Annotated in this window: 13 protein-coding genes; 9 read left to right on the forward strand and 4 right to left on the reverse strand. The window is 39.5% G+C overall.

What is annotated here, in order from left to right:
- Positions 1-670: Mut7-C RNAse domain-containing protein (locus tag VE944_RS25895; RefSeq protein WP_324983904.1), on the reverse strand; the 670-nt coding region annotated here is incomplete at its 3' end.
- Positions 671-1,833: 1,163 nt separating this feature from the next.
- Here VE944_RS25895 and VE944_RS25900 point away from each other — a divergent pair.
- Positions 1,834-2,811 (forward strand): sucrase ferredoxin, encoded by a 978-nt coding sequence (locus tag VE944_RS25900; RefSeq protein ID WP_324983908.1) that lies wholly within the window; start codon positions 1,834-1,836, stop codon positions 2,809-2,811.
- A gap of 213 nt (positions 2,812-3,024) precedes the next feature.
- Here the strand turns inward: VE944_RS25900 and VE944_RS25905 are convergent, their stop codons facing one another.
- Entirely contained in the window at positions 3,025-4,614 is a 1,590-nt protein-coding gene (locus tag VE944_RS25905; protein WP_324983938.1) for a helix-turn-helix domain-containing protein, read from the reverse strand.
- A gap of 340 nt (positions 4,615-4,954) precedes the next feature.
- Positions 4,955-5,089: a hypothetical protein gene (locus VE944_RS25910; RefSeq protein WP_324983911.1), complete on the reverse strand. Its 135-nt coding sequence runs from the start codon at positions 5,087-5,089 to the stop codon at positions 4,955-4,957.
- Between the two features lie 342 nt (positions 5,090-5,431).
- Between VE944_RS25910 and VE944_RS25915 the strand changes: the two genes are divergently transcribed.
- From VE944_RS25915 to VE944_RS25935, 5 genes are all read left to right on the forward strand, one after another.
- On the forward strand, positions 5,432-5,563 hold the full coding sequence (locus tag VE944_RS25915) for a hypothetical protein (protein ID WP_324983914.1): 132 nt from the start codon (positions 5,432-5,434) through the stop codon (positions 5,561-5,563).
- A 165-nt stretch (positions 5,564-5,728) separates the two neighbouring features.
- Positions 5,729-6,022 carry a ferredoxin III, nif-specific gene (gene fdxB / locus VE944_RS25920; protein WP_324983916.1) on the forward strand — a complete coding sequence of 98 codons (294 nt, stop codon included), beginning with the start codon at positions 5,729-5,731 and terminating at the stop codon, positions 6,020-6,022.
- A 484-nt stretch (positions 6,023-6,506) separates the two neighbouring features.
- Positions 6,507-7,496: a cytochrome c oxidase subunit II gene (gene coxB, locus VE944_RS25925; RefSeq protein WP_324983918.1), complete on the forward strand. Its 990-nt coding sequence runs from the start codon at positions 6,507-6,509 to the stop codon at positions 7,494-7,496.
- 72 nt (positions 7,497-7,568) lie between these two features.
- On the forward strand, positions 7,569-9,257 hold the full coding sequence (ctaD, locus tag VE944_RS25930) for a cytochrome c oxidase subunit I (protein ID WP_324983921.1): 1,689 nt from the start codon (positions 7,569-7,571) through the stop codon (positions 9,255-9,257).
- 406 nt (positions 9,258-9,663) lie between these two features.
- Positions 9,664-10,263, forward strand: a complete 600-nt coding sequence (locus VE944_RS25935) for a cytochrome c oxidase subunit 3 (RefSeq protein ID WP_324983924.1) — start codon at positions 9,664-9,666, stop codon at positions 10,261-10,263.
- Here VE944_RS25935 and VE944_RS25940 read toward each other — a convergent pair.
- On the reverse strand, positions 10,250-10,375 hold the full coding sequence (locus VE944_RS25940; RefSeq protein ID WP_324983927.1) for a hypothetical protein: 126 nt from the start codon (positions 10,373-10,375) through the stop codon (positions 10,250-10,252). The genes VE944_RS25935 and VE944_RS25940 overlap by 14 nt on opposite strands.
- 37 nt (positions 10,376-10,412) lie before the next feature.
- Between VE944_RS25940 and VE944_RS25945 the strand changes: the two genes are divergently transcribed.
- The 3 genes from VE944_RS25945 to VE944_RS25955 all read left to right on the forward strand — a co-directional run.
- On the forward strand, positions 10,413-10,898 hold the full coding sequence (locus VE944_RS25945; RefSeq protein ID WP_324983929.1) for a hypothetical protein: 486 nt from the start codon (positions 10,413-10,415) through the stop codon (positions 10,896-10,898).
- 202 nt (positions 10,899-11,100) lie between these two features.
- On the forward strand, positions 11,101-11,712 hold the full coding sequence (locus tag VE944_RS25950) for a cysteine dioxygenase family protein (protein ID WP_324983932.1): 612 nt from the start codon (positions 11,101-11,103) through the stop codon (positions 11,710-11,712).
- A 56-nt stretch (positions 11,713-11,768) separates the two neighbouring features.
- On the forward strand, positions 11,769-12,235 hold a 467-nt coding region (locus VE944_RS25955), incomplete at its 3' end, for an ArsC/Spx/MgsR family protein (RefSeq protein WP_324983935.1).

Below are 12,235 nucleotides of genomic sequence, written 5' to 3' on the forward strand. Positions count from 1 at the left end.
CGCAGTCTTGGCAATGCTGGAATTTATCAACCTGCAATTGCACTGTTTCTGGTAGCTTGTCAACGATGGATTGCTTATCTACAGGTTCTAATAATCCATTGCAGCGCAAACACCTTTTAAATGGTGAGACTAATTTAAACAAGTCGTAGCGTTGCAATACTTCTAAGATTTGTTGTTGAGGGTTAGTATTTCTAACATAATACCCATACGTTACCAAACTACGCATTAATAAACCCTTATCACGAGTCAAGAGAATGCGCCCCTGGCTGTAGGATATCTGGGCTAATTTCTCATCCTCGTAGTCATTGCGGTATAAAGTATCAAAACCTAAAAGTCGTAGAGATGTCGCAAGCTTCCCCAAGTGGATATCTAAAACAAAACGGATAATACTAAGCAGTTCTGGCATAACAGAAATGCTTGGTATAATAGTAGACCTAGCAGAAATTGGATAAACATTGATAGTATCTTCATCCGAAACTATGTAAGAAAAATTTACATATTCACCATTAACATTGATAAAAGCAACTTCTGGATGAGGGACACCCAACGATTCAATAATGTCCTTAATCGAGGCTCTCTCCTCAAAAAAATGGGAGATTTTTACCTGCTTATGATGCCGTGGTAAAAAATGATTCAATTCTCCATGAAAAAAGAAATATGCGATCGCCATACTTAAAAATCTTGGAATTAATTAGGGCACACAACTGTACCCTTACTAGCAACAATTCGTCACAATTGCAAAACTTTATCTATTATATTGAAAGAATCAATACTTGCTCAAGTCAGCTATGTCCAATATTAAATAACCATTAACCTTGATTTAAGAAACCTTCTAGAGGCGACAAACGGTAAGAGAATTAGAAAAATTCTCAAATACTTGCATTTATTATTGAGTTCAGTTACAGTCAAGGCAGAGGCATATAATCAAACCCTGACATGAGCTTCAGGAAGTTAGATTAGCTAAAAGGGTAAATATACCAGGCTCGTTAATGTTGATCTTAGTGACGCTGCTAATAATTAGTCACTAGTTTAGACGATTAACTTATTTTGTATGAAATACGGGGCACAAAGCATTGACCCCTGATTTAGTTGTCTTTATTTTTTCTTGTTTAATTGAGAATTATTTGCAAGATGATTTGTAAATACATTAAAAGCAGATAAAAAGTTTTAAAACAGTATTGGCTTACCAAACTCTTACCTGTTTATCAGGTGTTTTCGCATCTACTTTTAGGAATATGATCAAACAAAAACAAGATAAAATTATATCTTTATGTGTAAAAACAACAACTGTAACTAGCTATGTAAAAAAATTCAGCAAAACTTTAAATAACTATGTTGCTGCTAGCAATATTTTTGATTGTAATATCAGCTACATCTATATTGTAGGCAAGTTGATTGCCTGTTACTCTCCAAGTGATGTCTAACGACAAGCTGCTTCTGTACGTTCGCGCAGCGTGTCGCAGACAGACGCTGCGCGAATGTATGTACGCAAAAGATTGAACATATTTGATTTTGCGAAAGAAACCAACTTCAGAAAAGCCGAGCTTTAGCAAGTGAAAATTTACAAGATACCAAATAACAATAAAACTAGATACAAAATTAACGCCGCGTATACGGAAAAATCTATTTTGATGCTGTTTATCTCTATTATGGAGACTTTATTAACCGGAAAGACCTCGATCAGTAATGATGTTATAAAGTGGATACCTAGTTTTAACTAGGAAATGAATATTGTTCTTTTTTATCTCCTTTAGCCAAGGATATTGTAGCTAAGAACACAATTGTATTTTCTAATACATTTCGTCCATAAAATATGCTAATGAGTACAGCGAGATGAATACTTTTTTTTGTTCTGACGATTCACAGCAAGTAGGAGAAGATGTTATTGGTAGCGCCACCAATTATCAAACTTATATTTTAGTTGAGTGCCCTTTACCTTGGACATCAGAAGCCTTTAATTCCAAATGGGTACCCCAGAATTTGAGGGTTTTGGTAGAGGAAGTGAAGCGTGCTAAACTACCGATTAGATTCCTCTTGATTGCTAATGATCAATCACATAAAGTAAACCATACTACGCTCTTGATTTATCAAAAAGAAGAGGAGCTAAGTAATGGATACCATAAAAAAGAGTTTAAGCTAGCAAATATTGAGCAAGTAGCAGCAGTTGTCCAAAAATGGTTATGGGGTATCAGTTCTAATTCTGAAATAGGAACCACCGCAACTAAAGATATTTTAGTTTGTACCCACGGTAGCCATGATAAATGTTGTGCCAGATATGGCGCTCCTTTTTACTTCAATGTAACAGCAAGGAACGCTGATTTGTGCTTGGATAATGTGCGAATTTGGAAATCATCACACTTTGGTGGACATCGGTTTGCACCAACAATTATAGACTTGCCAGAAGGAAGATATTACGGTCGTATAGATATAAATTCATTTAGATCAATTTTGACTCGTACTGGTGATATTCAATGCTTAAATAAAGTCTATAGAGGTTGGGGAATTCTGCCTGCTGCACTTCAGGTTTTGGAAAGAGAACTAATGCTTTGTAATGGATGGGATTGGTTTAATTACAAAGTTGCAGGCAAAATTTTGGAGCAAAGCTTAGACAATAATACTATTCTGGGTGAGCTAACTTTTGAACAACCTTCTGGTTCTCTCTACACTTACCAGGCTAAACTTGTGAAAGATGAAACCAAGACTCAACAACTGAAGAGTTCATGCAATGCCACACGAGAATTGGTAGTTACTAAATATGCTGTCGGTAGTCTTTGGCTTACTTCTAGTAAGGTGATGAGTTATAGTACTTAAAAGGGAAGAGTTTTTAAACGCAGAGGGACGCATTAGCGTTCGCGCAGCGTCTCGCAGAGAAGGGAAGCGCAGAGGTACGCGGAGTGTTGCTGTGTTTAGTATAACGCTGCACAAATTCTTAATAAAATCTTTGCGTACCTTTGCGTTTCCCAGCCTGCGGCAAGCCGCAAAAGCGTCTACTGCGCCCCTCTGCGTTTAAATTCCAAATCTAGATTAAGTCATATTTAAGACTCTTCGTAAAAGTATTTGGTCTTCTAATTTGGCTTTTAAACGGCCATTTTCGATATCTCGAATCCAGCTTTGGCTTTTACCTGTAAGCTTTGCTAATTCTCTTTGGGAAAGATTCAAATTTTTTCGCGCTTGCAAAATCTGTTCACCCAGCAAATCGTTTGTAGCTTTAGGCTTCCTTTTGGCTTTAGCAATTCTTGTTTTCTTTTTTTCCGATTCTGAGATTTGCTGTTCCCATTCTGGTGGGAGTTCAAAAGCCAAAATCCGCGCATTCATTAAGAGATTCCATTTACCACGGGGGCCTGTGTCTGTGAGGCGAGTTTCAGCACCACCGTCATTAGTCCAAAATTCTAATGCTTCATCTGGATCTTCTGGAAGATCAACTAACTTTGCCCATAAAGGTTGAATTTCTGGTGGGTAAGTAACTGGATCGAAAAGTGGTTTCATTCCATAGTGATTGAGAATTTCTAAATCGCTTTCAAAAGTTCGCAGCAGACGTTTGCGTTCTTCCCGTTGTCTGGATGCAAGGGCAACTTTTTCTTCTCCGTAAGCAATACGCAGCAAGGTAGGAATAGTAATGCGTTGTTCTTTGCCCATTTTGGTTTTAAACAGCAACCACAGCATTAATCGGACTGCGCCTTCATGTTGCTGCCAAATGCTCATGACTGTAGTTAGCAGCGTTTTGGGGAGACTGCCGTATTGATAGAATGCGGTTCGCTCTTTACATGCTTGTTTATTTAAGAAATATTGTGCCCATAAACCTGCTTTTACTTTAAAAGTTAGCCCAATAAGATATTTGCATCCAAGATTGTCTTCTTGAAAATGGTGCTGAATATCTACTAAGTGCCATAGGCGGCTACCTGTAATAGAGAATCCGTTAATTCGGCCTTGTTGAGGCCAGTCAATGGAGATAAGCAGGGAGCAAGCTTGCTGGACAAGATTTTTCATTAAAGCTAGTTTGGCTGCTTTGCTTAAATCTTTGCGTTTCTCCATCCCCAAATATTTCTCAATTTGTCGCTCATCGATCGCAAATTCTTGCTCCCAAGGTTGCTCTAAAGCTGTGGCATAAGCTGCAAAAATTAGATGTATGCAAGCGGCTCTGATGTCAAGCCCCTCAACTGCTGCTAAATCTGTGGCTTTGTCGTTAACTTTGAATGGATCTTGGATATGAAAAGCGATCGCACCTCGTCCCTGATTGATTTGTCGGCTGTAACTTATGTAGCCTTCTTCATCGGTTTCCCAATGTAGCGATGTGCGTTGTGCTAGTACATTACAAGCTTCCCAAATAGCGATCGCTGAACCAAATGGATTATTCTTGCCGTTAGAAAACAAGTCTAAACTGCTAGCATCTCTCGGTTCTATTTTGCATCTCCCCTTTTTCGACTGCCAAGGAATCGGAGAATTTGTTGGACAAGCTATTACACATTGCGGTTCTGAATAATAGCCCTCACAATTATTACAAAGACCAGGATCAATCCAGTATTCATTGTCCTCTATTCTGATTGCACCGGTAGGACATTGGGGGCGGCAGTTGTCACATCCAACGCAACTGTTGTTAGGAATTGTATAAGGCATTTGGCTCTTTTCCCACTCTAATCGTTGAGATGTCTGGCTCAGGTCTCCCCTGGATGAGTCCTGTTTATTCATGACTCCTACCACATTATCTTTCTGGCAAGAATAATCTTTTCTCACCATACTTACTCCCCACATCCATATTTTTCACATCCAATTGGAAGCTATTTAAGCCTTTAAAACTGAGCCGGATAAAACTTATTTATTAACTATACATTTCATAAAAATAATGATTAATTTGTTCGTGTCGAGCTTTAAAAAAATCTTAATGCTTATTTAAATTTCCATTTGATGAATATTTTAGCTTTGACCGTAAACTGTTTTTGGAAAATATTGAAGTCTGTCATAATTGGATTTCATCTGATTTATTAATGATTTTAATATTTAATGTAGGATAAGATTCTGCTACTAAGTTTACAGTTCCTTCATAATTAAGTTTACTTTCTTTAAATAAACAAATAATATCTTCTGTCATCATTTATCTAAATAGATTAATTAAAAATAAATTAGAAATTATTGGCTTTTAAAATACATATTGCATATATAAAAATGTAACTAATGAACATTTGCTTTAGTATAAACTAATACTATTTACATATATTCATCTTCCTAATTATAAAAATATTTGAAAAAGAATATCATTACTCTTATGAAGATAGTTGTATCTGCTGGAAATAATAATTATCCTTTTTTTAACCAACACAGAGTATGGACGGGCTACTTTACTCTCTTACGACTATAGGACTCATATTTGATTTTTGAACAAAACTCAGTACACCTTTATTCCTTCTTCCCAGTCCCCAGTCCCTTACGTTTACGAGTGATTCAGAAATCAAAGACGCTCGATAGCGCAGCGTTAGCGACGCAGGAGCGTCTGACTCGCTACCGCTTCTCCCAAGGGGAGACACTACGCGAACGCTATCGGATTGTTATAGATAATTATTATCAATAAGTTTGATCTATAATTTGAAATTAAAAACAATGTAATTTTGTGTTCAAAGTCATCGAAAATTGATGATTAAAAAGTAATTTTTGAATATAAAAGAATAAAAGATTAGGATAATATGATGATTAATGCAGAAACAGATTGATAGGCAAAATTGCCGAGGTATTATTCATGGCACAACTAACAGGTTTGACATTTGGCGGTAAAGCTTGGACACCAAAATTCGCTCAAGAAATTGACAAAGATAAATGTATCGGCTGTGGCAGATGCGTTAAAGTATGTGGTTACAATGTGCTAGGTTTGAAGGCGCTCAATGAAGAAGGCGAATTTGTAGAAGATGAAGATGATGAAGAAGTTGAACGGAAAGTAATGGCAGTGACTTCTCCAGAGAACTGTATTGGTTGTGAAGCTTGTTCACGGATTTGCCCCAAGAATTGCTACACGCATGTTGAATTAAAGAACTAAGGTTTTTAAAGTTAGTCAAAATTGTTGTTCATTCAAGGAGGCACTGTTTGTATAAAGCGCAAATGCGCTAGGCAAGGTAACTTGAGGGGAATATTAAATATTTACTGTAACTAATAAAAAGTTCACAGTAAACAAATCCGTAAATCGCAAAATGTTAGTTATTAACAAATTTAAACTTGCTGCTAATATAGCCTAATAAATATTAGGTCTAACAGTGCCCTCTTAGAACAACTAGCTTTTCTGGGAGCAGGGGGCTACCTTTTTCATAGGAGTTGAAATATAATTTTTAAGTTTATGGGGGAAAGATATGGAAAAAATCTGGAAGTTTCCCCCTTTTTTTATGGCTGCACGTTAGAAAGTTAATAAGTGAAAAGGGAATAGGGAATGGGCAATGGGGAATGGGGAATAGATAATAATGCCCAGTGCCTAAATACCTAATACCAGAAAATCGTACCTTTAAAGACTGTTTACACAGGTAGCATGTATGCAACAAGTTCCTGTTTCACTATGGACTCTGGTTGCTGGGATAGTAGTTACAGCAATCAGTATTTGGATTGGTCAGAATCACACTTTGATGCCGGTGCAAGCATCGTTACAAGCACCTTTGGTAGACGGTTTTTTTAACGTCATGTTTACCATTGCGATCGCACTCTTCTTGGTGGTAGAAGGAACAATTGTACTTTTTTTGATTCAGTTTCGTCGCCGTCGCGGTGATGATAGCGATGGTGTGCGAGTAGAAGGCAATGTTCCCTTAGAAATCTTTTGGACAGCAATCCCAACAGTGATTGTTCTCGGATTGGGCATCTACAGCGTAGATGTTTTTAACCAAATGGGCGGCTTTGAGCCTGCGGGTCATCCTCATTCAGCAGCTCATGTTGCTCATATACCGGGGAGTGCTATTGCAGCTACATTAAGCGATACTTCCCAAGCAACAGTTGCCCCGACAATTGGTATCGGTGCGTCTCCTCAAACTCTAAACAAACCAGCCGATTTAGTTGTTGATGTTAAAGGCATACAGTACGCCTGGTTATTTAATTACCCTGATAGTGGCATTACCTCTGGGGAATTGCATATACCCGTCGGTGCTGATGTACAACTCAACCTTTCAGCACAAGATGTAATTCACTCATTCTGGGTGCCAAACTTCCGCTTGAAACAAGATGCACTTCCCGGTATCCCTACCGAACTACGATTTGTCGCTACCAAACCAGGTACATATCCTGTAGTTTGTGCTGAATTGTGCGGTGGTTATCACGGTTCAATGCGGACACAGGTAATTGTCCACACACCAGAAGAATATAATAACTGGCGAACAGAAAACCAGATTGCTCAACAGCAAAACCTCAATCAAGTTGTTGCAGTGAATCCAGCCGACTTATCAACATCAGAGTTTCTTGCACCCCACACCCATGACATGGGAATTAGTGCAGCAACTTTAGAGTCATTGGTCATTGGTCAGGAGAGACGCGATTAATCGCGTCTCTACAAGAGTCAAATTTAATTACTTTGGACGTTTGACCCTGGACTTTGCATAAGGGTAAAAAATATGACGCAGGTAGAATTTCCACGGAATACTCCACCAGAAGGAAAGAAACCGGAAATGGTGGCTGGCCACGCTTCCCATCCAAAGGCGTGGAAATGGCAAGATTATTTTACTTTTAATGTTGACCACAAGGTTATTGGTATTCAATACCTGGTGACGGCGTTTGTGTTCTATCTCATCGGCGGACTGATGGCGATCGCTCTGCGTGTCGAATTAGCAACACCAGATGCAGACGTACTCGATCCCAATCTGTATAACGCTTTCATGACCAATCACGGGACGATCATGATCTTCCTGTGGATTGTTCCTAGCGCTATTGGCGGATTTGGTAACTATTTGGTGCCGTTAATGGTGGGTGCTAGGGATATGGCTTTCCCGAAGCTGAACGCGATCGCCTTTTGGTTAAACCCACCAGCCGGATTACTCATATTAGGTAGTTTCATTTTTGGCGGTTCGCAATCTGGTTGGACAGCTTACCCACCTTTGAGTTTGGTGACAGCGCCAATTGCTCAAACTATGTGGATACTTGCGATCGTTTTGGTAGGAACTTCCTCAATTTTGGGTTCGCTGAACTTCGTAATCACCATTTTGATGATGAAGGTTCCTAGCATGAAATGGGATCAAGTACCCCTATTCTGCTGGGCAATCTTGGCAACCTCCATTCTAGCGTTGCTCTCCACACCTGTATTAGCAGCCGGTTTAGTTCTGTTATTATTTGACCTTAACTTTGGTACTTCCTTCTTTAAACCAGATGCAGGCGGTAACGTTGTAATTTATCAACACTTGTTCTGGTTTTATTCTCACCCGGCAGTATATTTAATGATTCTGCCCATCTTCGGCATCATGTCGGAGGTAATTCCAGTTCACGCCCGTAAACCAATCTTTGGTTATAAAGCGATCGCTTATTCTAGTGTAGCTATCTGCGTTGTCGGTTTGTTCGTCTGGGTACACCACATGTTCACCAGTGGCACACCCGGTTGGATGCGGATGTTCTTCACTATCTCCACTCTTATAGTTGCAGTTCCCACTGGCGTGAAGATTTTTGCTTGGGTTGCTACCCTTTGGGGTGGTAAAATCCGCTTTACAGGTGCGATGCTTTTTGCCATTGGCTTGTTATCCATGTTTGTCATGGGCGGCTTAAGTGGTGTGACGATGGGAACAGCGCCCTTTGATGTTCATGTCCACGACACATATTATGTAGTAGGACATTTCCATTACGTTCTGTTTGGCGGTTCCGTGTTTGGCATTTACGCCGGCATTTATCACTGGTTCCCCAAAATGACCGGACGAATGCTGAATGAAAGCTTGGCACGCATTCACTTTGCCCTTACCTTCATTGGTACTAATCTGACCTTTTTACCCATGCACGAGTTGGGTTTAAAAGGAATGCCGCGAAGAGTGGCAATGTATGATCCTCAATTTATCGACCTCAATCAAATTTGTACCTTTGGTTCATTTGTCTTGGGGATATCGGTAATTCCTTTCGCCATCAACATGATCTACAGTTGGTTGAAAGGGCCTTTGGCTGGTGATAATCCTTGGCAAGCTTTGACTTTAGAATGGACAACTAGCTCACCACCTGCAATTGAAAACTGGGAAGTGTTGCCGGTTGTGACTCATGGCCCTTATGACTACGGTCATAGTAACAGTAGTGAAATACAGCCATCAGCAACGCCGGAAGCTAGTGCTTAGGTAGTAGAGTGAGTAATGCGATCGCACTCAAAGTCACTGAAACTTCTAGTCATTAGATTTGAAAACTCAAAACTCCAAGCTTGGAACCTGAAACTTCAAGCTTGGAAGACGAACGCCCGAATTCAATAAACGAACGCCCGAATTCAATAAACGGACACCTGAATTCAATAAACGGACGCCCGAATTCAATAAACGGATGCCCGAATTCAATAAACGGACACCCGAATTCAATAAACGGATGCCCGAATTCAGAACACAAAACTCGGAATTTTCAAAATTCCTGAACAAGTCAAGAGTTTGGCTAAACAAGGATTTTGGATAAAGAATGGAAATTTTGCTGGTTCAGACTTCATTCTTTATTCAAGCTTCCACAGCAGACAGAGTAGATCGTATTGTCAAAAAATCTATGACTATAGCTACAACCACAAGCGAAGATCACAGTGCAGGACACGAAGAACATCCAGATTTAAGAGTTTGGGGATTGTTGACGTTCCTTGCTTCTGAATCCCTTATGTTTGGGGGATTTTTTGCCACTTTCTTGTTTTTTAGAGGTATTACAGCAGTTTGGCCACCAGTAGGGAGTGAAGTAGAACTACTTGTACCGACAATTAACACCATTATTCTGGTGTCTAGCAGTTTCGTGATTCACTTCGGTGATACAGCGATTAAAAAGAATAACGTCAAGGGAATGCAACTATGGTACGCAATTACCGCAATCATGGGTGCAATTTTCTTAGGTGGTCAGGTTTATGAGTATTCAACTTTAGGATACGGACTAACTACCAACGTCTTCGCTAACTGCTTTTATATCATGACTGGGTTTCACGGTTTGCACGTTTTTGTGGGACTGTTATTGATATTACGTGCATTGTGGCGATCGCGTCTTCCTGGTGAATATTCTGCAACTAATCATACTTTCATCGAAATGACAGAGATTTACTGGCACTTCGTAGACATTATTTGGATTGTTTTATTCACCTTAGTGTACGTTCTTACTTTGTTTTAAATTGGGCATTGGGCAAAGCAAAGACGCGATAAATCGCCGTCTCTACAATCAATCTTTCGTCTTGATGGCAATAAATTGCGTCTCTTGCTTTAACCAAACTATATTGCCTCATATCCCTGATCCTCCTTATCTCCATTCAGGAGTTCATTATGCAAGCTAATACAAACAAATTCTCATGGTTCCAGGTTTCAGATGATGTTAAAAATCTCTTAATTTTAGCTGCACAAAATTGGGAGAACACATCAGAATCGGAAAAATATATTCAACAAGCTTTAGCCAAAACTGGTGATAATACAGATGTCTTAGTAGCAGCATATAGATTTTTCTATTATAAGAATAATTATTCTCTTGCATTACAAACAACAACTAAATTATTGGATAAAATTAAAGAAATAGAAAACTTGCCTGATGACTGGGAGCAACTGAAGCCTATATTAGTCAATCGCAAAGAAGATCCACAAATTCGATTGTACTTAAATACTTATGCTGCTTCTGGATTAGTGCTAGCCAACTTAGGAGAAATTGAGCAGGCAAAAGAAATCAGCGCCAAAGTCAAAGAAATAGACGAAAAGCAGGATTTTGGAGCCGGTATTCTCCTGGATATTTTGACACGTCCAGCAGAAGAAGACGATTAATTAGTCAGCAATGAAAAGTCAAGGTGAAAATCATGAACAATTGGTTATCTACTAGATCGTATTCTTTATTAGGAGCAAGTACTGATAGTAACTCTATCATCCCTCCTATTAACATACCTACTAAACTTCCTGGAGGTACTAATATTCCTAATGTCTCTCCGATTATTATCATCCAATCTTCCCAGCTATCAATTTAAAAGTTATGAAAGGTAGGGATTGGCTGCTAACAGGGGACGGTCAGCATCAAGCCTGTAAATCTGTAAGAGCATGGGATTTATTGAGAGAAAATTACCGCCTTTATCGGTTTTTAACTGAGGTGGAAGATGTTCTCAAGAGCAGCGACAATGAAACAAATTGTCTGCCAGAAATTCGGATGCTCGTAAGGCGCTTGATTGTAAATTCCTACTGGGTGCAAAGTCAAAATTTAGAACCTTCACCCAAAACGGGAAGCTCTGTTTTACTCCTATATGATGAATTGGGTTTTCCGTTAACAGTGCAAACAGTAACATTTGCACCGGGAACCCGTTCAAACATTCATAATCATGGAACGTGGGGAATAGTGGCGGTGCTAAAAGGCCAGGAAAAAAATACTTTTTGGCGACGCACCAATAGCCCGGAATTTCAGGACAAAATCGAAGCAACGGGAGAGGTAACTCTCTTCCCAGGAGACATTATTAGCTTTACTCCCGATGCAATTCACAGTGTAGAAGCAGTAGGTGATGAACCAACTGTGACTTTTAATATTTATGGCGAAACTGATCCAAATGAGAGGTTTGAGTTTGACTTAGTTAGCCATAAAGCGAGGAATTTTTGATTTCATCAGTTCGTAGTTGACGCTTTAGCGCAAAAGAGTAATTAGGAGATAGTTGAATGGCAAAGGTAATTTTCTATAGCAAACCAGGCTGTAAAGGTGGTGTTAAGCAAAAAGTTTTGCTAACAGCTGCTGGCCATGAGGTAATACCACAGAACCTGCTAAAAGAACCTTGGACAGTTGAACGGCTGCGTTCCTTTTTTGGCGATCGCCCCGTAGCCGAATGGTTTAATCCTTCCGCTCCCAAGATAAAATCTGGTGAGGTGGTTCCTGAAAAAGTGGATGAACAAACCGCTTTGGCGCTGATGCTGAAAGAGCCGTTGTTGATTCGCCGTCCATTGTTAGAAGTAGGCGAACAGCGCGAGGTAGGATTTGATGTACAAAAAATTGATGCTTGGATTGGCTTACAAGCTGTGGATGAATCCTTGCAAGAAATCAGCGACAAGCTTTTGAAGCAAGATTTGCAAAACTGTTCCCACGGTCATGGTCATCATCATGAACATGGTCATGAACACCAAAAGCAAGG

Source organism: Nostoc sp., assembly GCF_035638895.1.
Classification (GTDB): domain Bacteria; phylum Cyanobacteriota; class Cyanobacteriia; order Cyanobacteriales; family Nostocaceae; genus Nostoc.